This is a genomic window from Pseudomonas sp. MOIL14HWK12:I1, from assembly GCF_000510705.1.
GTDB lineage: Bacteria > Pseudomonadota > Gammaproteobacteria > Pseudomonadales > Pseudomonadaceae > Chryseomonas > Chryseomonas oryzihabitans.
In genome coordinates this window covers 1362998-1387042 of the sequence record NZ_KI783307.1, presented here as the reverse complement: position 1 = coordinate 1387042, position 24045 = coordinate 1362998, and the positions used below count along the sequence as shown (strand labels likewise).

The window sequence follows — 24045 nt, the reverse complement described above, 5'->3', positions numbered from 1 at the left end:
TCAGTGCCTTTCGAGGGCACTGACCAGATCGCGAAAGGCATTGCGGTTGGATTCATTGAGGCCCATCAACACTCGATGGGCTTCAAGCACGCGACTGCGCACCTCGGCTTCGGACTGGTCCTGCGGTGGCAGGTCGGTCAGGCAATCCGGGCAAGGCAATACGGTCTCGACGATATTGAACACCTGATCGAAACCCATGGAATCCAGCAGGCGCAGGATGTCCGGGTTGTTGGTAGTCAGCATGGGCAGCAGCCCGATGCGCTGCCGCGACAGGATCGACAGCTTGGCCAAGAGGCCCAGGGTGGTGCTGTCGATGCTCTGCGTCTCGGTCAGATCGATGACGATGGACGAGAAATTCAACGACGAGAAGATGTGCTCGATGGTCGCGTCCAGCGCCGAGCAGAGGGTCAGACGCACCTCGCCGGTAAACTTCAGGACGAAGGTGCCATCCTGCTCGGCAAATTGGATTTTTCCGGTGCTCATGCCAGGTTCCTGCTCAACACCAGCAAAGCGATATCGTCGGGCATCTCGGTGACGGATGCCAGATCCAGGGCTTCGCTCAGGCCTGCCAGTGTACCGCCGGCGCGGCGGACGTAGTCGGGCAAGCTGTGTTCTTTCTCTTTCAAATTGTCTCCCGGCAGCAGGTCGAAGATGCCATCCGAAAAGAGGGTTAGGCTGAAACGCTCGGGCAGATCCATCTGGTGGTCATTGTAGGTCGCCTCCTGGAACAGGCCGACCGGCAGGCCCTTGCCGACCAGGAACCGCGTTTCTTCCGGGGTATGCAGGACCGGCAAGGGCAGATGGCCACCGATGCTGTACGCCAGGGTACCCGTGGTTTCGTCGATGACGCCACCCAGCATGGTCACGTGCTTGCCCAATTTGCAATCCAGTAGACCCCTGTTGATGTGACCGAGCACATCCGAGGGCTTGAATTCGGGCAGGGTGCCGTTGCGCTTGGACTCGTAGAGTAGGCGCGTGGTCATGAACTTGAGCAGCACGGTCACGAAGGCCGAGGACGCGCCATGTCCGGAGACGTCGGCCAGGTAGAAGGCGACGCGGTGCTCGTCGATGCGAAAGTAGTCGACGAAATCGCCGGACAGATACAGCGACGGGATGATCTCGTGGGCGAAGTTCAGCCCCTCGGTTTCCCAGGGCGTCACCGGCAGCATGTTCATCTGCACGTGGCGTCCGGCGTTCTGGTCTTCCTGCAACAGGCTCAGGCTGGCCTGCAGCTCGCGATTGGTGTTTTCCAGCTTGACCCGGTAGCGATCGTTTTCCAGGCGCAGGCGGGCACGATCCAGGGCGCGGTTGACCGAGTGCTCGAGCACCATCAGGTCTTCCAGCGGCTTGATCAGGTAATCGGCGGCGCCCAGGCGCAGGGCTTCCACGACGTCGCTCATGACGCCGGCGCCGGACAGCACCAGCACCGGCGTATCGATGGACAGCTCGCTGATGCGGCGCAGCAGCGTCAGCCCATCGACCTGCGGCATGCGCAGGTCGCAGATGATCAGGTCGGGCTGTTCGCGCTCGAACATTTCCAGGCCCTGCTGGCCATTGCTGGCCTGCAGGACGTTGAAGCCACTGTCTTCGAGATAGTCGGCGAGACTGAGGCGAACCACCTCGTCATCGTCAATGATCAAGAGCGTGGCAGGCGAATTAGACATAGAGGATCCAGGCATGCACCCGAACGGCAAACCGGCGGACAGGATCCGACACGGGCCACGGTGATTACGACACGGCGGAGACACTACTCCCATCCACCGGGGCGTTCAAGCTTGCCAACCGGATGGAATTTCTTTACAGGGTGCCTTTATGGAGTTTATACCTCCAACAAACCGCCATCCATCCTCCCAAGCAGTAGGATTGCCATGAGTACCATCGACCGTTCTTACAGTGAGAAGCGCGATTTCATTCGCATGCACGTCGACTCCAAGGCCGTATTGAAGGTCGGCGACGCCTCCTTCGAGGCGCGCTGCGTCGATCTGTCCAGCACCGGCTTCCAGATCGAGGCCGCCACCCGCCTGCAGGTCGGCGACAAGGTGACCGTGCTCATCCCCTCCAACCACGCCGAACTCCCCGGCCTGGAAGCGGACGCCGAGGTCCTGCGGGTCCAGGCCACCGATTCGGGCAAGCAGCTGCTGGGCCTGTCGGTGCTGGAAATGCGCTAGGCGCCCTGGCCAACAAAAAAGGCAGCCTCAGGGCTGCCTTTTTCATTGGGGCCGGGACTAGAAGTCGTCGACCACCTGGCCATCCTTGACCTTGAACTCACGGGTCTGCAGGTAGGCGTTGCGAATGAACACGTACTTGTCGCCAGTGATTAGGCGCTCGGCCTGCAGCAGACCGGCGCGGGTGTCGACGGTGCTGAGGGCGAAGGCACTGTTGCGCACGGCGACATCGTCCACATAGGGATAGGCGCTGGTGTAGCTGTCCGGGATGCGGCCGAGGCCGTCACGCACGCTGCTGGGGCCGAAGAACGGCAGGACCAGGTAGGGACCGCTGTTCGCGCCCCACTTGCCCAGGGTCTGGCCGAAGTCCTCGTCGTTGCGCTGCAGACCGGCCTTGGTGGCCACGTCGACCAGGCCGAGACCGCCCAGGGTGGTGTTCATCAGCAGGCGCGCGGTATCGACCCCGGCGTGCTCGACCTTGCCTTGCAGCAGATCGTTGGCCAGGTTGCGCACATCACCCAGGTTGTTGAAGAAGTTGCTCACGCCGGTCTGCACGAAGCCGGGCGTGAAGCGCTGATAGCCTTGGGCGACCGGCTTGAGGGCATAGGTGTCCAGGGTATCGTTGAACACGAAGATCTTGCGGTTGAAGCCTTCCCAGGGATCGGGATTCTCGGCTTCGGCCGCCATCGCCTGACCGGCAAACGTCAGGGCCGTTGCAAGGAGCGCTCCCCAGACCCTGGAACCACGTCGCTCGACCGTCATCGCTTCTCTCCTCGTTGAACTCAGACGCCTGAAAGGCGCCGATTATAGTCATAGCTTTGCCAGTTTGGCTTAGGGCCAGGCCCAGTCACTCGATCTTTGACCCAACGTTGCGGTCAAAGAGTCCGGACACAGGAGAAACGCCATGACCACCTCTCATCTGCAGGAACAACTCGACCACCTCCGCCACCAGCTGGACCAGGACCCACCCGCCTCGCCCGAGGACCGGGAGGAACTGGAACTGCTGATCCGGGACATCGAATTCCAGCTGGCCAACGAAGACGCCACCCATACCCGGGATGGCAGCCTGGTGGAAGGCGTCAATCTGGCCGTGGAGCGCTTCGAGGTCAGTCACCCGACCATGGCCGGCACGCTCCGCTCGATCATGAACAGCCTGAGCAGCATGGGCATCTGATCACTGCCGGACATAACGCTCCGCGGCGGGCTGGATGGCGTCACTGCTCCGGTAGGGATTGATGTCCAGCCCGCCACGCCGCACATAGCGAGCGAACACGGTCAGCTTCGCCGGCTTGAGCAGCCGCCACAGATCCAGATAGATGCGCTCGACGCACTGCTCGTGGAAATCCGCATGCTGGCGGAAGGCGACCAGGTAGCGCAGCAGACTAGCCGCCTCCAGTGCCAACCCCTCTTCATAATCGATCACCACGGTGCCCCAGTCCGGCTGGCCGGTCACCGGGCAATTCGACTTGAGCAAGTGGCTGTAAAACCTCTGACTATCCCGGGCTTCACCCACGCTCAGCAGTTCAGGCTGCGGGTGGGCGTAGCGATCCAGGCCGATATCCAGCTCATCGACGCACTGGCCATCGGGGCGTTGCACACCACGGGCCGCCCAGTCGTCCAGCGACACCAGGCTGACACCGACGGTCCCCCCGGAAGCGGCGCTCAGGTCCCTGACCAGCACGGCTTCGACGTCGGCCAGGCTGGCGAACGCCGACTGGTTCAGGGAATTGAGGTACAGCTTGAAGGACTTGGACTCGATGATGTTCGGCGAATCGGCGGGAATGGCGAATTCGCCGATGGCCACCACCGGCTTGCCGGACGGCAGCAGCCAGGACAGCTCGTAGCAGGTCCAGATGTCCACGCCGCGAAACGGCAGGCCCTGCCCGTCCAGCCCCAGCTCCGCCCACTTGGGCGCGCGCGGGATCGGATACAGCAACTCCGGGGCGTACTGGCTGACGTACTCGGTGCTTTTGCCCAGGGGCGATTGTTCTACGCTATGCATGACGCTCAGACACTCAATGACGCATGCCGCGCCCGCTCACGAGCAGACGGATGCTGACCAGATAAAGCACGACCACGGCGACCAGCATGAAGGCGATCGCCACCCCGATGCGGATGTCGGACACCCCGAGGATGCCGTAGCGGAAGGCGTTGACCATGTGCAGGATCGGATTGACCAGGGACACCTTCTGCCAGAAGGCCGGCAGCAGGTCGATGGAATAGAAGACCCCGCCCAGGTAGGTCAGGGGCGTCAGCACGAAGGTCGGCACGATGGAAATGTCGTCGAAGTTGCGCGCGTAAACGGCGTTGATGAAGCCGCCCAGGGCGAAGATCGCCGCGGTGAGGATGATCACCAGCAGCATGATGCCCAGGTGGTGCACCTGCATGTGGGTAAAGAACAGCGACAGCACGCTGACGATGGCGGCCACGGCCAGGCCCCGCAGGATGCCGCCCATGGCATAGCCGATGAGGATGACGTGGGGCGACACCGGCGAGACCAGCAGTTCTTCCACCGAGCGCTGAAACTTGCTGCTGAAGAAGCTGGAGACCACGTTGCTGTAGGCGTTGGTAATCACCGACATCATGATCAGGCCCGGCACGATGTACTGCATGTAGGTGAAGCCACCCATGCCGCCGATGCGATTGCCGATCAGGTTACCGAAGATCACGAAGTACAGGACCATGGTGATCGCCGGGGGCAGCAGCGTCTGCGCCCAGATGCGGGTGAAGCGGCGCACTTCGCGATGGACGATGGTCCGCAGCGCCACCAGATTGGCTTGGAATTCGGTACTCATCGGGCAACCTTGGCTAGATTCTTTTCCACCAGGGAGACGAACAGCTCCTCCAGGCGATTGGCTTTGTTTCTCAGGCTCTGCACCTGGATGCCGGCGGCGTCCAGGTGGCGGAACAGGGCATTGACCCCGCTGGCCTTGTCGATGGCCACCTCGAAGGAGTGATCGCCCAGCAGCCGGGTTGGATAGCCTTCCAGTTGCGGCGCCGCCGTCAGCGGCTGGACCACGTCGACGATGAAGGTCTCGACATTGAGCTTCTGCAGCAGCTTGCGCATGCTGGTGTGCTCGACCAGCTCGCCATGGTCGATGATGGCGATGTTGCGGCAGAGCTGTTCGGCCTCTTCGAGATAGTGGGTGGTGAGGATGATGCTGGTCCCCTGCCCGTTCAGCTCGGTGAGAAAATTCCACATGGAGCGGCGCAGCTCGATGTCCACGCCGGCGGTGGGTTCGTCGAGGATCAGCAGGCGCGGCTTGTGGATCAGGGCGCGAGCGATCATCAGGCGCCGCTTCATGCCGCCGGAGAGCATGCGCGAAGGGGTATCACGCTTGTCCCACAGGCCGAGCTGGGTCAGGTACTCCTCGGCCCGCTCGCCGGCGATCCGCGCCGGGATGCCGTAGTAGCCCGCCTGGGTCACCAGGATGTCGAAGGCCTTCTCGAACTGGTTGAAGTTGAATTCCTGGGGCACCACGCCGAGGCAGCGCTTGAGGCCCGCCGGATCCTTGTCCAGGTCGTTGCCGAACACCGAGACCTCGCCGCCGGACTTGTTGACCAGGGTCGAGAGGATGCCGATGGTGGTCGACTTGCCCGCTCCGTTGGGACCGAGCAGCGCGAAAAAATCACCTTCGACCACGTCGAGGTCGATGCCCTTGAGCGCGGTGAAGCCGTTGTTGTAGGTCTTGGTCAGACCACGAATGGAGAGAGCTAGACTCATGTGCCTCCCGGCAAGAACTGATTCGCAAAGAAAAGTGCTACTTCCTATAACCCCGGCAGAGGGCAAAGGTTCGATCCTAGTCGAACCAGACAATGTCGGACAGTGCCCCTATACTGCGCAGCCGCTTTTTCAGGAGACACCCATGGCCACTTCCTATCTCGCCCACCACGTTGCCCTCCTCGCCCAGCTGCGTGCGGTCCTGGCCGACGTCGGCGCGGCCGAGCAGGTGCCCTCGGAGAACCACGCGCTGTTCCTCGACCGCTTCGACGAACTAGTCGCCGGCCTGCCGCAGGCGCCCGAAGAGTACGCCTATCTCGGCCAGGACCTGCTCAGCCAGATCTTCAGCCGCTATCCGCAGATCGCTCATCGGGTGCCGCGCGACCTGCTGTGGTTCTTTGGCGGCGATTGCCTGCACTTCATGCCGGACGAAGAGCTGGCGCTCTACCAGCGACTGGACGAGCGTCGCCACGAAGCGGAATCCCGCGGCGAGGCCTTCGACTGGGCGCAGGAACAGCGCCTGATGGCCCTGCCGGACGACGCCGCGCGCCACTGAAACGCCGAAGGGCTATCGAATCGGTCGATAGCCCTTCGTACCCGCAACACGCGCTATCTCTAGTAGTAGGCGTTTTCGCGGTTGGTGTGGTCGGTGACGTCGCGCACGGCGGTGAGCTCGGGGATCCGCTCCAGCAGGGTGCGCTCGACGCCATCCTTGAGGGTCAGATCGACCTGGCCACAGCCCTGGCAGCCGCCGCCGAAGCGCAGGACCGCGACATTGTCGTCGACGATGTCCACCAGGCTGACCATGCCACCGTGGCTGGCGAGCCCCGGATTGATCTCGGTCTGCAGGTAGTAGTCGACGCGCTCGTTGAGCGGGCTGTCCTCGTTAACCATGGGCACCTTGGCGTTGGGCGCCTTGATGGTCAGCTGGCCGCCCATGCGGTCGGTGGCGTAGTCCACCAGGGCGTCTTCCAGGAAGGGCTGGCTGATGGCGTCGATATAGGCAGTAAAGCTCTTCAGCCCGATGGGCTGGTCATCGGGCTTCTCTTCGCCGGGCTTGCAGTAGGCGATGCAGGTCTCGGCGTACTGGGTGCCGGGCTGGGTAATGAAGATCCGGATACCGATCCCGGGGGTGTTCTGCTTTTCCAACAGGTCGGCCAGGTAATCCTGAGCCGCGTCGGTAATGGTGATGGCGCTCATGGTCACTCCTCAACAGGTGTGACAAGTTTACGCCACCCCACCCCTCGACGAAAGCCCTAGTGAAACAGTCGGATAATCGTCTCAGTCGAGCCGCTGCACGAAGCTGGTCACTCGGTTGCGCCCGTTGTGCTTGGACTCGTACAGGGCCTTGTCCGCCTGCTGGATCATCTGCTCGTGGTTGCCCAGGGGCACCGACAGATCGGTGATGCCGACACTGATGGTGAAGGCGATGGGCGTCCCCAGCACGTCGAGCCGCATGGCCTCGACCGCCTCGCGCAGGCGCTCGGCGAGCAACCGGGCGCCTTCCACCGCCGTGTCCAGCAGCACCACGCCGAATTCCTCGCCGCCGTAGCGTCCGGCGATGTCGGCATTGCGCACATGGGTCTTGATCACCCCGGCCAGCGCCTTGATCGCCTGATCGCCGACGGCATGACCATAGGTGTCGTTGATGCGCTTGAAGTGATCGATGTCGAGCATCATCAGCGCCAGGCGACCGCCATAGCGCTGGTGGCGGGCGAATTCCTCGGTGAGGCGCTCTTCCCAGTAACCACGGTTGGCCAGACCGGTCAGGCGATCGGTCCGCGACAGTTCCTGCAGCTTGTCGTTGGAGAGTTCCAATTGCCGCTTGTTGATGGCGACATCGGTGACGTCGTAGATCACCACGCAGATGTGGGCGATGGCACCGGTGGAATCCCGCAGCGGCAGCAGGGTGACGTTCTGGTACATGAAGGCTTCCACGCCGGTGATCGGCTGGTAGCTCTTGAAGTGCACCAGGTAGGGCCGCTGTTCCCAGATGGAAAAGGCCCGGGTACCCAGCAGCACCACGCTCTCGGCCTTGGCGCGAAACCAGGCCTCGTCGATTTCGGCGAAGACGGCGAACAGCGACTGTTGGCTGACCTCGCTGAGGATCCGTCCGGAATGGTTTTCCATGAAGCTGTTCCAGACCTCGATGCGGTAGTCGAGGTCCAGCACCACCACGCCGACATCGATGTTCTGCACGATGTCCAGCAGCCAGTGGAGTTCGTTGATATCGATCTGTGCCGCCATGCTCAACTCATCAGGTAGCCGATCTTGCGGGTGATGCGCTTCACCGAATCCTCGGTGAACAGCAGCAGCAGATCGAAGTGGACGTTATGGCCTTCCAGGCTGTAGCTGAGTTCGACCGCCAGGGTCTTCTTCCAGCGGGTCTTGTTGACGACGATGAGTTCGTCGATGGACGCATGGTGGCCGAGGATGGTCGGATGACCCTGGGAAAAGCGGATGTCGAACTGCTCGGCGATGCCGGCCAGGCAGGCGCCGATGATGATGCTCGACAGGTCCAGCAGCATCTCGATGTCACCGGACTCCCCTGCCTCGCGCCAGCGCACCAGCTTGGCCATGTCGTCGAATTCGGAGTCGTGGAAGATCAGCAGCGCCTCGCCGGCGATGCCCTCGCCGATATAGCCCTGGCAGACCGCACTGAGGCGATCCTCGCGCTGGGCGTCCACCAGCGTCATGTGCAGCTCGCTGACTTCCAGGATGTTGACGTTGGGAATCGGCAGCTGGACGAAGACATCCAGCGCCTTGGCCAGCAGCGCGCCGGCGCGACCCATGGAAACGTTGACCACCTCGCGGAAGGCGTCGCGGAAGCTCACCTCCAGCTCGGGACGCGCGACCGGTTCCGGCAGTGCCGCAGGGCTGGGGCTATAGAGCCCATGGCGCTCGAGTACCGCGGCCAGTTCGGCGGGATCGGCCGGCTTGCGCAGGAAGTCCAGGGCGCCCAGTTCGCGCACCCGGGCCACCGCCTGCTCCTGGACGTCGCCGGAGACGACGATCACCTTGACCGCCAGGCCTTCATTGCGAATGGCCGCCAGGGTGCCGTAGCCGTCCAGGATCGGCATGGTCAGGTCCAGCAGCATCACCTGACCCAGCCCCTGGCGCAGCGCCGTGAGGGCTTCCTCGCCATTGGTGGCCTGGGTGATGGATACCGCCCAGCCTTCGGGCAGGGAGCGAACCAGCTGCTTGCGCGCCATGTTCGAGTCGTCGCATATCACCAGAGGAATCACGGCCACCTTCCATGACACTGTTTTGACGCACAGTAAACGTCGGTCAATTGCCAGTAAAGCAGCACTTGAAGGCCTTGCCCACCAGACGCGCCAGATCGTCAGACGTTTTCGCCATGAAAGACTCGCCGACCCTGCATGAGCGCTATTCATCATGGACCGTCGCCAATACCGGGGCAGGCGCCGGCTTTTGCTATGCTGCCACCCTTTGTCCAGCGTCTCTTCATCTCTGTGGAATGCCCATGACCGATCGTAGCTCTCGCCTCGCCGCCCTCCGCCACGCCCTCGCGCAGCGCATCCTCATCCTCGACGGCGGCATGGGCACCATGATCCAGAGCTATCGGCTGGAAGAAGCGGACTACCGTGGCGAGCGTTTCGCCGACTGGCCGAGCGACGTCAAGGGCAACAACGATCTGCTGCTGCTGACCCAGCCGAAGATCATCGCCGAGATCGAGAAGGCCTACCTGGATGCCGGCGCCGACATCCTGGAAACCAACACTTTCAATGCCACGCGCGTCTCCCAGGCCGACTACGGCATGGAAGCCATCACCTACGAGCTGAACCTGGCCGGCGCCCGGGTCGCCCGCGAGGTGGCCGACGCCAAGACCCTGGAGACTCCGGATCGCCCGCGTTTCGTCGCCGGGGTGCTCGGCCCGACCAGTCGGACCTGCTCCATCTCTCCGGACGTCAACAATCCCGGCTATCGCAATGTCACCTTCGACGAGCTGGTGGAGAACTACACCGAGGCAACCCGCGGCCTGATCGAAGGCGGCGCCGACCTCATCCTGATCGAAACCATCTTCGACACCCTCAACGCCAAGGCGGCCATCTTCGCGGTCCAGGGCGTGTTCGAGGAGGTCGGCGTCGAGCTGCCGATCATGATCTCCGGCACCATCACCGACGCCTCCGGCCGTACCCTGTCGGGCCAGACCACCGAAGCCTTCTGGAACTCGGTGCGGCACGCCCAGCCGATTTCCGTCGGCCTCAACTGCGCCCTGGGGGCCAAGGAATTGCGGCCCTACGTCGAGGAATTGGCGACCAAGGCCGACACCTTCGTCTCCGCCCACCCCAACGCCGGCCTGCCCAATGCCTTCGGCGAATACGACGAAAGCCCCGCGCAGATGGCGGCGGTGGTCGAGGAATTCGCCGCCAGCGGCCTGCTCAACATCGTCGGTGGCTGCTGCGGTACCACCCCGGCGCATATCCAGGCCATCGCCGAGGCGGTCGCCAAGCATCCGCCGCGCCAGCTGCCCGAGATTCCCAAGGCCTGCCGCCTCTCCGGCCTGGAGCCCTTCACCATCAGCCGCGAGTCGCTGTTCGTCAACGTCGGCGAGCGCACCAACATCACCGGCTCGGCCAAGTTCGCCCGACTGATCCGCGAAGAGAACTACGCCGAGGCCCTGGAAGTAGCCCAGCAGCAGGTGGAAGCCGGCGCCCAGGTCATCGACATCAACATGGACGAGGGCATGCTGGATTCGAAGGCGGCCATGGTCACCTTCCTCAACCTGATCGCCTCCGAGCCGGATATTTCCCGGGTACCGATCATGATCGACTCCTCCAAGTGGGAGGTGATCGAGGCCGGTCTCAAGTGCATCCAAGGCAAGGGCATCGTCAATTCCATCTCCATGAAGGAAGGCGTCGAGGCCTTCATCCATCACGCCAAGCTGTGCAAGAGATACGGCGCGGCGGTGGTGGTCATGGCCTTCGACGAAGACGGCCAGGCCGACACCGAGGCGCGCAAGAACGAAATCTGCGCACGCTCCTACGACATCCTGGTCAACCAGGTCGGCTTTCCGCCGGAAGACATCATCTTCGACCCCAACATCTTCGCCGTGGCGACCGGGATCGAGGAGCACAACAACTACGCGGTCGACTTCATCAACGCCTGCGCCTTCATCCGCGACAACCTGCCCTACGCCCTGACCTCCGGTGGCGTGTCCAACGTCTCCTTCTCCTTCCGCGGCAACAACCCGGTGCGCGAGGCCATCCACTCGGTCTTCCTCTACCACGCCATCCAGAACGGCCTGACCATGGGCATCGTCAACGCCGGCCAGCTGGAGATCTATGACGAGATCCCGGCCGCCCTGCGCGAGCGGGTCGAAGACGTGGTGCTCAACCGTACCCCGGCCGGCACCGATGCCCTGCTGGCCATCGCCGACGACTACAAGGGCGGCGGCGCGGTCAAGGAGGCCGAGACCGAGGAATGGCGTGGCCTGCCGGTGGACAAACGCCTGGAGCATGCGCTGGTCAAGGGCATCACCACCTATATCGTCGAGGACACCGAGGAATGCCGGCAGCAGTGCGCGCGGCCCATCGAGGTCATCGAAGGCCCGCTGATGAGCGGCATGAACGTGGTCGGCGACCTGTTCGGCTCGGGCAAGATGTTCCTGCCCCAGGTGGTCAAGTCCGCCCGGGTGATGAAGCAGGCGGTGGCGCACCTGATCCCCTTCATCGAGGCGGAGAAAGGCGACAAGCCCGAAGCCAAGGGCAAGATCCTCATGGCCACGGTCAAGGGCGACGTCCACGACATCGGCAAGAACATCGTCGGCGTGGTGCTGGGCTGCAACGGCTATGACATCGTCGACCTGGGCGTCATGGTCCCGGCGGAAAAGATCCTGCAGACCGCCATCGCCGAGAAGTGCGACATCATCGGCCTGTCCGGTCTGATCACCCCTTCGCTGGACGAGATGGTCCATGTCGCCAAGGAGATGCAGCGCCAGGGCTTCACCCTGCCCTTGATGATCGGCGGCGCCACCACCTCCAAGGCCCATACCGCGGTCAAGATCGAGCCGCAGTACAAGAACGATGCCGTGGTCTATGTCACCGATGCCTCCCGCGCCGTGGGCGTAGCTACTCAGCTGCTGTCCAAGGAACTCAAGGCCGGCTTCGTCGAGCGCACCCGCGCCGACTACGTCGAGGTCCGCGAGCGCACCGCCAATCGCAGCGCCCGCACCGAACGCCTGTCCTATGAGAAAGCGGTGGCCAACAAGCCCGCCTTCAACTGGCTCGGCTACCAGGCGCCCACGCCCAGCTTCACCGGCACCCGGGTACTGGAAGACATTGACCTGGCAGTCCTGGCCGAGTACATCGACTGGACGCCCTTCTTCATTTCCTGGGACCTGGCCGGCAAGTACCCGCGCATCCTCACCGACGAGGTCGTGGGGGAAGCGGCCACCGCACTGTTCCACGACGCCCAGGCCATGCTCAGGAAGCTGATCGACGAGAAGCTGATCAAGGCCCGCGCCGTGTTCGGCTTCTGGCCGGCCAACCAGGTGCGTGACGACGACCTGGAAGTCTATGGCGAGGACGGCCAGCCGCTGGCCACCCTGCACCACCTGCGCCAGCAGACCATCAAGCCCGAGGGCAAGCCCAATCTGTCCCTGGCCGACTTCGTCGCACCCAAGGAAACCGGCGTCACCGACTACATGGGCGGCTTCATCGTCACCGCCGGCATCGGCGCCGAGGAGCTGGCCAAGGACTACGAGCGCAAGGGCGACGACTACAACTCCATCATGGTCAAGGCCCTGGCCGATCGTCTCGCCGAAGCCTGTGCCGAGTGGCTGCACGAGCGGGTGCGCAAGGAGCACTGGGGCTATGCCGCGGACGAGACCCTGGACAACGAGGCGCTGATCCGCGAGCAGTACAAGGGCATCCGCCCCGCTCCCGGCTACCCGGCCTGCCCCGACCATACCGAGAAGGCCACCCTCTTCAAGCTGCTGGACCCCGAGGCCCGCTTCAACGAGGCCGGTCGCAGCGGCGTCTTCCTTACCGAGCACTACGCCATGTTCCCCGCCGCCGCCGTCAGTGGCTGGTACTTCGCCCATCCCGAGGCCCAGTACTTCGCCGTGGGCAAGATCGACCGGGATCAGGTGGACAGCTACACCGAGCGCAAGGGCCAGGAGCTGGCGGTGACGGAGCGCTGGCTGGCGCCGAATCTGGGGTACGACAACTAGCCTGGCAGACGCCTCAGGTAACAAAAACGCGGCCCTTTTCGCGGGCGTCCCTACTAGGGTGTAGGGACTTCCATCGACGAGGACCGCTTGCCCATGAAAGGCCTTACCCTAGCCGCCGGCAGTCTCCTGCTCGGTTTCGCCACCCTGAACGCCAGTGCCGCGCCCCAGGCGCTGAGTGAAGCTCAGTGGCCCTTCACCGCCACGCCAAGGGCCACCCTGGACGCACCCTGGGCCATCGCCTTCCTGCCGGACGGCACCGCCCTGGTCACCGAGAAAGGTGGCGTCCTCAAGCACCTGAACGTGCAGACCGGCAAGGCCCAGGATATCAGCGGAGTACCCAAGGTGGTCGCCGCCGGCCAGGGCGGGCTGGGCGATGTCATCCTGCATCCGCAATACGCCAGCAACGGGCTGATCTACCTCAGCTATGCCGAGGCCGGCGAAGATGGCACCCAGGGCGCGGCGGTCGCCCGGGCCAAGCTGACCCTGAAGCAGGACGGCAGTGGTTCGCTGGGTGATCTCAAGGTCATCTGGCGGCAGACACCCAAGGTCACCGGCAACGGTCACTATGGCCATCGCATGAGGTTCGGCCCGGACGGCAAGCTGTGGATCACCTCGGGGGAGCGGCAGAAATTCACCCCGGCCCAGGACATGAGCGGCAACCTGGGCAAGCTCATCCGCCTCAACGACGATGGCAGCACGCCGGCCGACAACCCCTTCGCCCAGCAGGGCGGCGTCGCGGCCCAGGTCTGGTCGCTGGGCCATCGCAATCCACTGGGTATCGCCTTCGACGCCCAGGGCCGGCTGTGGGAACAGGAAATGGGCCCCCAGGGTGGCGACGAACTGAATCTGATCCAGCGCGGCGGCAACTACGGCTATCCCGAGGTCTCCAATGGCGACCACTATGGCGGCAAGCCGATTCCGGATCATAACACCCGCCCGGAATTCATCCCGCCCAAGATCACCTGGACGCCGGTGATCTCACCGGCCGGCCTGATGATCTACGCAGGCGACCGCTTCCCCGCCTGGAAGGGCAATGTCTTCATCGGCGGGCTGTCGTCCAAGGCGCTGGTGCGGATCGAACTCAAGGGCGAAGAGGCGCGCGAGGTCGAGCGCTATGCCATGGGCACGCGCATCCGCGACGTCGAGGAAGGCCCCAACGGCAGCCTCTGGGTGCTGGAAGACGGTGCCAAGGCGCGACTGCTCGAATTGCAGCCGAAGTAGCGGCAGGAGTCACCCAGGGACGGGTGACCGCCGGCTCAGCGTAGCTCGGAAGGCGAGCGGCGAACGATCTTGATCGAGTGCTTGATCTCGGGCTTGCGGGTCACGCTGATCGGCCGTTTGGTGACGGTGTCCAGGGTGATGTTCCAGAAGCCAGTGCTCGGTACCGTGATGCGCGCCGGAAAGGTGTCGAAGGCGCCACCGTGATAGGTGTGGCGGCCGCCATTCTTGAAGCTGCGGAAATTGGCATCGTTCATCAGGCGGATGTTGCACACCCCCGAACTCTGGATGACGACCAGGTCGCCCTCGTTGAGATGCTCGCGCTGGTGGATGAACTTCATGACGGGTCCTCGTCTTGCAAAGGACTAGGATAGCATCCCTGCCCTGTCCTATTATCGCCGCCCGCCCTCGACCTGCCCTTTTCCCATGCGTATCTCCGATGTCGTCCAGTTGCTCGCCGATGCCGGCGCCAAGCCCAAGCACAGCGCCCGCATCCTGCGCGCCTGGTGTCAGGGGCTGCCCCTGGACACCGGCACCCGGCGCCAGCAGGCGGAAAATTTCCTGCCCCTGGAGGTGCGCCACGCCATTCCGGCGCTGACCGCGCGACTGGAAGGCCTGGCCCGGGTGACCTCGGAGCACCCGGGCGCCGACGGTTCGGCGCGGATGCTGGTGACCCTCGGCGATGGCCAGGCGGTGGAAAGCGTGCTACTGCCCCGCGATGGACTCTGCGTGTCGTCCCAGGTCGGCTGCGCGGTGGGCTGCGTCTTCTGCATGACCGGCAAGAGTGGCCTCCTGCGTCAGGTGGGCAGCGCCGAGATCGTCGCCCAGGTGGCCCTGGCGCGACGCATCAGGCCGGTCAAGAAGGTGGTCTTCATGGGCATGGGCGAGCCAGCGCACAACCTGGACAACGTGCTGGAAGCCATCGACCTGCTGGGCACGGCCGGTGGCATCGGCCATCGCAACCTGGTGTTTTCCACCGTCGGCGATCCGCGGGTATTCGAGCGACTGCCGCAGCAGGCGGTCAGGCCGGCCCTGGCGCTGTCGCTGCACAGCACCCATGCCGAGCGAAGGGCTCGCCTGCTGCCCAAGGCGCCCCGGTACGAACCCGGCGAGCTGATCGAGCAGGGGGAAGCCTATGCCCGGCTGATCGGCTATCCGATCCAGTACCAGTGGACGCTGCTGGCCGGCATCAACGACAGCCAGGACGAGATGGACGAACTGCTGCGGCTGATGAAGGGCAAGTACGGCGTGCTCAATCTGATTCCCTACAACAGCCTGGAAGTGGACGACTACCAGCGGCCCACTGGCGAGCGCATCGTGCAGATCGTTCGCTACCTGCATAGCCGCGGTCTGCTGACCAAGGTGCGCAATTCCGCGGGCCAGGATGTCGATGGCGGTTGCGGCCAGTTGCGGGCCCGGGCCGAGGTGCTGCGCCCGGTACGGGTCAGCGTCTGACCGATCGTCCTGCGACTGGCCCCGCCCATCAGATCTGGCGGAACGCCAGGCCGGGCGGCCTCTCAGAGTGCACTCGCACCATTCAGAGGGAAGCTTTTTCCATGCAGGATCGCATCAAACGTCACGACCCCTTCATCGCCGGTCTGAAGGAACGCCTGCCCGAAGAGCTGCGCGAATCCTTTACCGAGGAACAGCTGGAAGCCCTCAAGCTGGCCTTCGGCACCCGCAGCTGGGGCAAGCACAGCGTCGATCTGCGCGGCACCGTCAAATTCTGGCACCGCCGTTACTACTTCGTCTTCCTCGCCGGTCGCAACTACCGTCAACTCTCCCGCCTGGAGCAGGAATTGTCCCTGCTCGGCAAAGCCACCGTGCTGGCGGTGATCCTGCTGGCCTGCGGCCTGGTGGGTCTGCTGCTGCTCTATCTGCTCAAGTCGGCGCTGGGCATCGACATCTTTCCCGACTACTCCTTCGGAGTTTGGACCTGGTTCAAGGGTCTATTCGACTAGCACGGATGCTTGACCCTGGCAGGGAGGCTTGCCCCTCGGGAGACCTCCTATGCCCCACCTGAATCGCCGCCGGACCCTTGGCCTGCTGGCTGCCAGTGCCGCCCTGCCCCTGCTGGGCGGCTATCCGCTCAATGCCCTCGCAGCGGGCGACGAATACCTCGCCCTGGTCGAGAAGGAAGCCCCCGGCCTCGGCTTCTATCGCCTGGCCGATGGCAAGCGCGTCGGCAGTCTGGAATTGCCCGAGCAACCCCATGAAATCGTCGCCGACCGCCAGGGCCGCTATGCCTATGTCGGCCAGTATGGCGTCAAGAGCTGGCAGGCGCCCGGCGAAGGCGGCCACCAGGTCAGCGTGATCGATCTCGCCGAGCGCCGGCTGGTGAGAGCCATCGATCTGTCGCCCTATCACCGCCTGCACGGCATGCGCCTGGATGACCAGGGCCGCCTCTATGTGCTGAGCGAGACCGACTCGCTGCTCATCCGCTTCGATCGCCCCGCCACCGCCGAATATCCCAGCCAGATCGTCCCGGTGGGTGGCACCCGCAGCCACTACTTCGTCCTGACCCGTGACGGACGCCGCGCCTACGTTGCCGACACCCTGAGCGGTCTGGTGATCCTGGTCGATGCGCACAATCCCGCCGTGCTGCCGGTGAAGAGGTACCTCGGCCAGGCGCCGGAGGGCTGCTGCCTGAGTCCGGACGAGCGCACCTTTTATGTGCTGGATCGCTTCGCCGGCATCCTCCATGCGCTGGATGCCCGCGACCTGACGCCGATCCGCCAGGTCAAGCTGCGCGGCGAAGCGGTACGGGTAGCCGCCCTGCCCGATGGTCGCCTGCTGGTCTCCAACCTGGCGGACAAGAGTCTCTCGCTGTTGCGGCCCGATACCTTCGCCGAAGTCGCCTACCTGCCCATGGGCAGCGCGGTGCCCGGACTCAACCTCGATCCCCGTGGCGAGCGCCTGTTCGCCGCCCTGGAGGACAATCAGCTGGCGGTGGTCGATCTGCGCAACTGGCGCGAGATCCACCGCTTCGCTACCGGCAAGGCGCCGGATACCGCCGTGGTCTTTCGCGCCTGAGGCTCTGCAATACGGGGATCCGCTGCCAACCAGTCAGCGGATCCGCGAGGCACGAGAATCATCCGCATTTAACAATCCGAATCATTGTGATACAAATCACCGACCTCCGGGCGCCTCTGCGCCCCTTCGCTTCTGTCGGTGATAGCTTTCATGCTCGTTCCCTTTCTGATCATGCTCCGCGAAGGCATCGAAGCGGCGCTCATCGTTGGCATCATCGCCAGCTACCTGCAACGCACCGGTCGCGGCCACTGGATGCCAGCGGTCTGGATCGGGGTCATGCTGGCTGCCGCCCTGTCGCTGTTCGTCGGCGCCGGCCTGCAACTGGCCAGCGCCGAATTCCCGCAGCGTCAGCAGGAGCTGTTCGAAGCGGTGGTCGGCCTGGCGGCCACCGCCATCCTCACCTCCATGGTGTTCTGGATGCGCAAGGCGGCGCGCTCGATCAAGACCGAACTGCACGACTCCCTGGAAAACGCCCTGTCGGCTTCGCGCAACCAGGTCTATGCCCTGATCGGCATGGTCTTCCTGGCGGTCGCCCGCGAAGGCCTGGAAACCGTGTTCTTCCTGCTGGCGATCTTCCAGCAGAGCGCCGGCCCCGGCGCGCCCCTGGGTGCCCTGCTGGGGCTGATCATCGCCATCGCCGTGGGCTATGGCCTCTATACCGGCGGCGTACGACTGAACCTGGGCAAGTTCTTCCGCTTCACCGGCCTGTTCATCCTCTTCGTCGCGGCCGGCCTGTTCACCAACTCGGTCAAGGCGCTGCATGAAGCCGGCCTGTGGAATTCGCTGCAGCAGGTGGTCTTCGACTGGAGTCACGTGCTGCCCGCCGACGGCCCGGTGGGCACGGTGCTGGCCGGCATGTTCGGCTACCAGGACACTCCGACCGTCAGCACGCTGGGCGCCTATCTGCTGTTCCTGGCAGTCACCCTGCCGCTGTTCTTCCGTACCCCGGCGCCGCCCCAGCGTCCTGCCGTGACCACCCCTGCCTCGCTGGAGCGCCCGTCGTGAACCACGCCAACCCCCATCCGCCGAAGCAGGGCTCCCTGGCGCTGCGCCTGGCCGTGATCGGCTCGGCCACGCTGCTGATCGCAGCCGCCGCGGCCTTCTACTATGCCTCGCGCGCCGCAGGCGAGCGTCACGCCACCGTGGCCGACGGCGAAGTCAAGGTCGACATCCTCGCCAATCGCTGCGAACCCAACGCCCTGCAGGTGCCTGCCGGGCCGGCGCGCTTTCGTATCGTCAACCGCTCGGACCGGGCGGTGGAGTGGGAGATTCTCGATGGCGTCCTGGTGGTCGAGGAGCGCGAGAACATCGCCCCCGGCCTCAGCCAGGTCATCAATGCCACCCTGGCCCCTGGCGACTACGCCATCACCTGTGGTCTGCTGAGCAATCCGCGGGGCACCCTGAAGGTACTCCCAACCGCCGCCTCGGAAGCCGCCAGCAAGGCCGGTCCGACCCTGACCCAGTTCGTCGGCCCGCTGTCGGAATACCGCGTCTACCTGAATCAGCAGAGCCGCTTGCTACTGCAGGGTCTCGCCACCCTGCAGCAGGCGCTGACCGCGGGCGATCTGGAGCAGGCACGCGCCGCCTATGCGGCCGCTCGCCTGCCCTACCAGCGCCTGGCGGCGACCGCGCAGCGCTTCGCCGAACTGGACAACCGCCTCAATGCCCGCGCCGACTACTATGAAAAGCGCGAACAGGATCCGGCCTTCGGTGGCTTCCATCGCCTCGAGCAAGGCCTCTTCGTCGGCAACAGCACCCAGGCGCTGGCACCAGTCGCCACCCGCCTCGAGCAGGACGCCGCTGCCCTGCGCGACGCCCTGCTCGGCCAGTCGCTGCCGCCCGAACAACTCAGTGGCAATGCCGCGCGCCTGCTGCACAACCTGGCCAGCACCCGGATCTCGGGTGAGGAAGAGCGCTACAGCCAGCTCGTGCTGCCCGGCTTCGCCGCCAATCTGGATGGCACGCGCAAGGTGATCGAGTTGCTGCGCCCCCTGCTCGGCAAGGGTCATCCCGAGCTGCAGCACCGCCTGGATACCCAGGCCGACGCCTTCGCTACGGCCCTGGGCGATGTCCAGCGTCCCTACTCCACCCTTTCCCCTGACGACCGCCAGCGCATCGCCGCCGCGGCCCAGGCGCTGGCCGATTCCCTCGACCAGGTCGCCCCGGCCCTGGGTCTGGCCGCGACCAAGACCACGCCATGAAGAAGTCCGCTCCCGATCAGCCCAACATCGAACGTCGCCGCCTGCTGGGTGGCCTCGGCGCCGCCAGCGTGGCCCTGGCCGGTGCCGGGCTCTGCCCGATGCACGCCCGGGCGGCCAGCACCGCCGAGGTGACCCGTGCCCCCGGCAGCGCCAATACCCATCAGCGCCAGGCGTTCCTTGGCCTGCACCAGAGCGGCATCGTCACCCCACGACCGGCGGCCGGAATGATCGTGGCCTTCGATGTGCTGGCCAGCGATCGCGAGGACCTGGAACGCCTGCTGCGGACCCTCGACGAGCGCATCCGCTTTCTCATGCAGGGCGGCCCGGTGCCCGAGGTCGACCCCAAATTGCCACCGCTGGATTCCGGCATCCTCGGCCCGGTGGTGACGCCGGACAACCTCACCATCACCGTCTCGGTGGGCGAGTCCCTTTTCGATGACCGTTTCGGCCTTACCGCGGTCAAGCCGCGGCAGCTGCAGCGCATGACCGGCTTTCCCAACGACGCCCTGGAAGCGGACTGCTGCCACGGCGATCTCTGCCTGCAATTCTGTGCCAACACCCCGGACACCAACATCCACGCCCTGCGCGACATCGTGAAGAATCTGCCCGACCTGCTGGCGATCCGCTGGAAGCAGGAAGGCAGCGTGCCGGTGCAGGATCCGCCACCCGGTCAGCCCGCCGAGAGCGCGCGCAACTTCCTGGGCTTTCGCGATGGCTCGGCCAACCCCGACTCCACCGACCAGCAGGCGATGGACCGGATCGTCTGGGTCCAGCCCGGCAGCGGCGAGCCGGCCTGGGCGGCCCAGGGCAGCTATCAGGCGGTGCGCATCATCCGCAATTTCGTCGAGCGCTGGGATCGCACCCCGCTGCAGGAACAGGAAGCCATCTTCGGGCGGCGCAAGGCCAGTGGCGCGCCCATGGCCGGCGGTCACGAGACCGATGTGCCGGACTATGCCAGCGATCCCAAGGGTAAGGTCACGCCGCTGGACGCCCATATCCGCCTGGCCAATCCCCGCACCGCGGAGAGCCAGCGCAACCTGATCCTGCGCCGCCCCTTCAACTACTCCAACGGTGTGCGCAAGAACGGCCAGCTCGACATGGGCCTGCTGTTCATCGCCTACCAGGCCGACCTGGAACAGGGCTTCATCGCCGTGCAGAAGCGGCTGGATGGTGAGCCCCTGGAGGAATACATCAAGCCCATCGGCGGCGGTTACTTCTTCGTCCTGCCGGGGATCACCGATGCCAAGGACTACCTCGGCCGCAGCCTGCTGGCCGCCGCATCGCTTTAATACCTCGACAGGAGAAGTCGAATGAAACGCTCGTTCCTCGCCATTGCCCTCGGTCTGGCCCTCGCCACGCCGGCCTTCGCGGCCAACTCGCCGCTGGATCTGGTCGGCCCCATCTCCGACTACAAGATCTATGTCACCGACAACCTGGCCAAGCTCACCGAGCAGACCCAGGCCTTCACCGCGGCGGTCAAGCGCGGCGACCTGGCCACCGCGCGCAAGCTCTATGCGCCGACGCGGGTCTCCTACGAGCAGGTGGAGCCCATCGCCGAGCTGTTCAGCGACCTGGACGCCGCCATCGACTCCCGCGAAGACGACCATGAGCAGGGCGTGAAATCCGAGGACTTCACCGGCTTCCACCGCCTGGAATACGCACTCTTCACCCAGAACACCACCGAGGGCCAGGGTCCCGTTGCCGACAAGCTGCTGGCCGACGTCAAGGACCTGCAGGCCCGCGTCGACGGCCTGACCTTCCCGCCGGAAAAGGTGGTGGGTGGCGCTGCGGCGCTGATGGAGGAAGTGGCGGCGACCAAGGTGTCGGGCGAGGAAGAGCGCTACAGCCACACCGATCTCTACGACTTCCAGGCCAACGTCGATGGCGCCAAGAAGATCGTCGACCTGTTCCGCCCGCAGATCGAGAAGCAGGACCAGGCCTTCGTCGCCAAGGTCGACAAGAACTTCGCCACGGTCGACAAGATCCTGGCCAAGTACAAGACCAAGGACGGCGGCTTCGAGACCTACGACAAGGTCAGCGAGCGTGACCGCAAGGCCCTGGTCGGTCCGGTCAACACCCTGGCCGAAGACCTCTCCACCCTGCGCGGCAAGCTGGGCCTCAACTGAGGCCCGCGGTGGGCGGTGTCCGGCGCCGCCCACCCACTCTCCGCTTATCGCCGGAATAGATTTATATATAAAGAAACATCGCTTTTAAGCATATAGACCTGCTGCTATCGTGCACGGCCTAGAAAAGTCGCCAGAGCGCCCCCGGGGTGCCCAAGACTTCGATCACGCGCAGCCGTGCGCGCCGCCTGACAGCAGGATGACCATGTACGTTTACGATCAGTACGATCAGCGGATCGTCGAAGAACGTGTCGCCCAGTTTCGCGACCAGACCCGCCGCTTCCTGGCCGGAGAGCTGGGTGGCGAAGAATACCGCCCGCTGCGCCTGCAGAACGGCCTCTACATCCAGCGCTATGCGCCCATGCTGCGGGTCGCCGTGCCCTATGGCCTGCTGAACACCACCCAGGTGCGCAAGTTGGCGCAGATCGCCCGTGACTACGACAAGGGCTACGCCCACATCAGCACCCGGCAGAACTTCCAGTTCAACTGGCCGGAGCTGGAAGACGTCCCCGAGATCCTCGCCGAGCTGGCCACCGTGCAGATGCACGCCATCCAGACCAGCGGCAACTGCATCCGCAACACCACCACCGACCAGTTCGCCGGCGTCGCCCACGACGAGCTGATCGATCCGCGCCCCTGGTGCGAGATCATCCGCCAGTGGTCGACCTTCCACCCCGAATTCGCCTTCCTGCCGCGCAAGTTCAAGATCGCCGTCAACGGCGCCGCGCTGGATCGTGCCGCCATCGAGGTGCACGACATCGGCCTGGAAGCGGTGCGCAACGAGGCCGGCGAACTGGGCTTCCGCGTGCTGGTCGGCGGCGGCCAGGGCCGTACCCCCCACACCGGCGAATTCATCCGCGAATTCCTGCCCTGGCAGCACCTGCTCAGCTACCTGGAAGCCACCCTGCGGGTCTACAACCGCTACGGTCGCCGCGACAACAAGTTCAAGGCGCGCATCAAGATCCTGGTCAAGGCCCTGGGCGCCGAGGCCTTCGCCGAAAAGGTCGAGGCCGAATGGGCCCACCTCAAGGACGGTCCCATCACCCTGACCGACGCCGAGGTCGCGCGGGTCTCCGCCTTCTTCGTCGATCCGGCCTATGCCGAGCTGCAGGACCAGGACGAGGCCCTCGCCCGCCTGGACGCCGAGCACCCCGGCTTCGCCCGCTGGCGCCAGCGCAACACCTTCCGCCACAAGCGTCCGGGCTATGTCGCCGTGACCCTGTCGCTCAAGCCCACCGGCGTGGCCCCCGGCGACGTCACCGATCGCCAGCTGGACGCCATGGCCGACCTGGCCGATCGCTACAGCTTCGGCGAGCTGCGCACCTCCCACCAGCAGAACGTCATCTTCGCCGACGTGCGCCAGGACCAGTTGCTGGAGCTGTGGCACGCGCTGCGCGAGCACGGCTTCGCTACCCCCAACATCGGCCTGCTGACCGACATGATCTGCTGCCCGGGCGGTGATTTCTGCTCCCTGGCCAACGCCAAGTCGATCCCCATCGCCGAAGCCATCCAACGCCGCTTCGACGACCTGGACTATCTGTTCGACATCGGCGAACTGGACCTCAACATCTCCGGCTGCATGAACGCCTGCGGCCACCATCACGTCGGCCACATCGGCATCCTCGGCGTGGACAAGAAGGGCGAGGAGTTCTACCAGGTGTCCCTGGGCGGCGACGCCGGCCGCGACGCCACCCTGGCCAAGATCCTCGGCCCCTCCTTCGCCCAGGATCAGATGCCCGAGGTGATCGGCAAGCTGATCAACGTCTACGTCGAGCAACGCACCGAAGACGAGCGCTTCATCGACACCTACCGCCGTATCGGTATCGACCCCTTCAAGGAGCGCGTCTATGCAAAGAATCATTAAGGGCGACCAGCTGGTCACCGACAACTGGCACCTGCTGCCCAAGGACATCGCCTTCGCAGACGTTCCCAACAGCGACGACGTGATCATCCCGGCCGCCCTGTGGCTGGAGCACGGCCATGCCCTCACCTGCCGCGACGGCAAACTGGGCATCTGGCTGGACAGCGACGAAGAGCCGGAAAGCATCGCCGGCGACCTTGAGCATTTCGATCTGATCGCCATCAACTTCCCGGCCTTCGTCGACGGTCGCGGCTACTCCTACGCCCGGCTGCTGCGCGAGCGCTTCGGCTGGACTGGCGAGTTGCGCGCCATCGGCGATGTGCTGCAGGACCAGCTGTTCTTTCTCAAGCGCTGCGGCTTCGACGCCTATGTGGTCCGCGCCGACCGCGATCCGGAAGCGGCCCTGGCCGGTCTACGCGACTTCAGCGTGACCTACCAGAGCGCGGTCGACCAACCGGAGCCGCTATTCCGCCGTCGCCAGGCCTGATCGCTGGCTTGGACGCAAAAAGAAACCCGCCATGGCGGGTT

General features: G+C 64.7%; 24 protein-coding genes. 14 read left to right on the top strand and 10 right to left on the bottom strand.

The genetic code is table 11. From position 1 onward, the window contains the following. Positions 1–483 (bottom strand): anti-sigma factor antagonist RssC, encoded by a 483-nt coding sequence (gene rssC / locus PSEK12I1_RS0116415; protein ID WP_007158388.1) that lies wholly within the window; start codon positions 481–483, stop codon positions 1–3. Then, on the bottom strand, positions 480–1664 hold the full coding sequence (gene rssB / locus PSEK12I1_RS0116410) for a two-component system response regulator RssB (protein WP_007158389.1): 1185 nt from the start codon (positions 1662–1664) through the stop codon (positions 480–482). Before rssB ends, rssC begins: the two co-directional genes overlap by 4 nt. A gap of 204 nt (positions 1665–1868) precedes the next feature. Between rssB and PSEK12I1_RS0116405 the strand changes: the two genes are divergently transcribed. Continuing rightward, complete coding sequence (locus tag PSEK12I1_RS0116405) at positions 1869–2168, top strand: PilZ domain-containing protein (RefSeq protein ID WP_027602250.1); 300 nt, start codon at positions 1869–1871, stop codon at positions 2166–2168. Positions 2169–2225: 57 nt separating this feature from the next. Here PSEK12I1_RS0116405 and PSEK12I1_RS0116400 read toward each other — a convergent pair whose 3' ends face one another. After that, positions 2226–2852 carry a VacJ family lipoprotein gene (locus PSEK12I1_RS0116400; RefSeq protein ID WP_273861521.1) on the bottom strand — a complete coding sequence of 209 codons (627 nt, stop codon included), beginning with the start codon at positions 2850–2852 and terminating at the stop codon, positions 2226–2228. Between the two features lie 217 nt (positions 2853–3069). Between PSEK12I1_RS0116400 and PSEK12I1_RS0116395 the strand changes: the two genes are divergently transcribed. Beyond that, positions 3070–3339, top strand: a complete 270-nt coding sequence (locus PSEK12I1_RS0116395; RefSeq protein ID WP_007158392.1) for a DUF4404 family protein — start codon at positions 3070–3072, stop codon at positions 3337–3339. Here the strand turns inward: PSEK12I1_RS0116395 and queF are convergent, their stop codons facing one another. From queF to PSEK12I1_RS0116380, 3 genes are read right to left on the bottom strand one after another with little or no spacing between them, the layout of a single operon-like run. Then, positions 3340–4167 carry an NADPH-dependent 7-cyano-7-deazaguanine reductase QueF gene (gene queF, locus PSEK12I1_RS0116390; protein WP_027602248.1) on the bottom strand — a complete coding sequence of 276 codons (828 nt, stop codon included), beginning with the start codon at positions 4165–4167 and terminating at the stop codon, positions 3340–3342. 13 nt (positions 4168–4180) lie between these two features. Then, entirely contained in the window at positions 4181–4960 is a 780-nt protein-coding gene (locus PSEK12I1_RS0116385) for an ABC transporter permease (RefSeq protein WP_027599433.1), read from the bottom strand. Beyond that, entirely contained in the window at positions 4957–5889 is a 933-nt protein-coding gene (locus PSEK12I1_RS0116380) for an ABC transporter ATP-binding protein (RefSeq protein WP_027602247.1), read from the bottom strand. Before PSEK12I1_RS0116380 ends, PSEK12I1_RS0116385 begins: the two co-directional genes overlap by 4 nt. A 142-nt stretch (positions 5890–6031) precedes the next feature. On the opposite strand from PSEK12I1_RS0116380, the gene PSEK12I1_RS0116375 reads away from it, so the two are divergent. Further along, on the top strand, positions 6032–6442 hold the full coding sequence (locus tag PSEK12I1_RS0116375; protein WP_007158396.1) for a PA2817 family protein: 411 nt from the start codon (positions 6032–6034) through the stop codon (positions 6440–6442). A gap of 59 nt (positions 6443–6501) precedes the next feature. On the opposite strand, the gene nfuA is transcribed toward PSEK12I1_RS0116375, so the two are convergent. The 3 genes from nfuA to PSEK12I1_RS0116360 form a co-directional block, all read right to left on the bottom strand. After that, a complete protein-coding gene (nfuA, locus tag PSEK12I1_RS0116370) occupies positions 6502–7086 on the bottom strand; it encodes a Fe-S biogenesis protein NfuA (RefSeq protein WP_007158397.1) in 585 nt (194 codons plus the stop codon). A gap of 81 nt (positions 7087–7167) precedes the next feature. Beyond that, complete coding sequence (locus PSEK12I1_RS0116365; protein WP_007158398.1) at positions 7168–8133, bottom strand: diguanylate cyclase; 966 nt, start codon at positions 8131–8133, stop codon at positions 7168–7170. Between the two features lie 2 nt (positions 8134–8135). After that, positions 8136–9137 carry a response regulator gene (locus tag PSEK12I1_RS0116360; protein WP_027602246.1) on the bottom strand — a complete coding sequence of 334 codons (1002 nt, stop codon included), beginning with the start codon at positions 9135–9137 and terminating at the stop codon, positions 8136–8138. 227 nt (positions 9138–9364) lie between these two features. Here PSEK12I1_RS0116360 and metH point away from each other — a divergent pair, with 227 nt between their 5' ends. Further along, positions 9365–13081 (top strand): methionine synthase, encoded by a 3717-nt coding sequence (gene metH, locus PSEK12I1_RS0116355; protein WP_177323758.1) that lies wholly within the window; start codon positions 9365–9367, stop codon positions 13079–13081. Between the two features lie 93 nt (positions 13082–13174). Further along, positions 13175–14302 (top strand): PQQ-dependent sugar dehydrogenase, encoded by a 1128-nt coding sequence (locus PSEK12I1_RS0116350; RefSeq protein WP_027602244.1) that lies wholly within the window; start codon positions 13175–13177, stop codon positions 14300–14302. A gap of 35 nt (positions 14303–14337) precedes the next feature. Here PSEK12I1_RS0116350 and PSEK12I1_RS0116345 read toward each other — a convergent pair whose 3' ends face one another. Continuing rightward, complete coding sequence (locus PSEK12I1_RS0116345; protein WP_017640573.1) at positions 14338–14640, bottom strand: DUF1883 domain-containing protein; 303 nt, start codon at positions 14638–14640, stop codon at positions 14338–14340. 85 nt (positions 14641–14725) lie between these two features. Between PSEK12I1_RS0116345 and PSEK12I1_RS0116340 the strand changes: the two genes are divergently transcribed. From PSEK12I1_RS0116340 to PSEK12I1_RS0116300, 9 genes are all read left to right on the top strand, one after another. Further along, complete coding sequence (locus tag PSEK12I1_RS0116340) at positions 14726–15754, top strand: RNA methyltransferase (protein ID WP_027599440.1); 1029 nt, start codon at positions 14726–14728, stop codon at positions 15752–15754. A 101-nt stretch (positions 15755–15855) separates the two neighbouring features. Beyond that, a complete protein-coding gene (locus tag PSEK12I1_RS0116335) occupies positions 15856–16260 on the top strand; it encodes a hypothetical protein (protein WP_007158404.1) in 405 nt (134 codons plus the stop codon). A 49-nt stretch (positions 16261–16309) separates the two neighbouring features. Continuing rightward, entirely contained in the window at positions 16310–17332 is a 1023-nt protein-coding gene (locus PSEK12I1_RS0116330; protein WP_027602243.1) for a twin-arginine translocation pathway signal protein, read from the top strand. Positions 17333–17482: 150 nt separating this feature from the next. After that, the gene (gene efeU, locus PSEK12I1_RS0116325) at positions 17483–18337 is read left to right on the top strand and encodes an iron uptake transporter permease EfeU (protein ID WP_027602242.1); all 855 of its coding nucleotides are present in this window, start codon (positions 17483–17485) and stop codon (positions 18335–18337) included. Continuing rightward, positions 18334–19533 carry an iron uptake system protein EfeO gene (gene efeO / locus PSEK12I1_RS0116320; RefSeq protein WP_027602241.1) on the top strand — a complete coding sequence of 400 codons (1200 nt, stop codon included), beginning with the start codon at positions 18334–18336 and terminating at the stop codon, positions 19531–19533. The genes efeU and efeO (PSEK12I1_RS0116320) overlap by 4 nt, the downstream gene beginning before the upstream one ends. Next, positions 19530–20822, top strand: a complete 1293-nt coding sequence (efeB, locus tag PSEK12I1_RS0116315; protein WP_027599444.1) for an iron uptake transporter deferrochelatase/peroxidase subunit — start codon at positions 19530–19532, stop codon at positions 20820–20822. The genes efeO (PSEK12I1_RS0116320) and efeB overlap by 4 nt, the downstream gene beginning before the upstream one ends. A gap of 21 nt (positions 20823–20843) precedes the next feature. Beyond that, positions 20844–21659 carry an iron uptake system protein EfeO gene (gene efeO, locus PSEK12I1_RS0116310; RefSeq protein ID WP_027599445.1) on the top strand — a complete coding sequence of 272 codons (816 nt, stop codon included), beginning with the start codon at positions 20844–20846 and terminating at the stop codon, positions 21657–21659. Positions 21660–21861: 202 nt separating this feature from the next. After that, on the top strand, positions 21862–23520 hold the full coding sequence (locus PSEK12I1_RS0116305; RefSeq protein WP_027602240.1) for a nitrite/sulfite reductase: 1659 nt from the start codon (positions 21862–21864) through the stop codon (positions 23518–23520). After that, entirely contained in the window at positions 23504–24004 is a 501-nt protein-coding gene (locus PSEK12I1_RS0116300) for a DUF934 domain-containing protein (RefSeq protein ID WP_027602239.1), read from the top strand. The genes PSEK12I1_RS0116305 and PSEK12I1_RS0116300 overlap by 17 nt, the downstream gene beginning before the upstream one ends. The last annotated feature ends 41 nt before the right edge of the window (positions 24005–24045 follow it).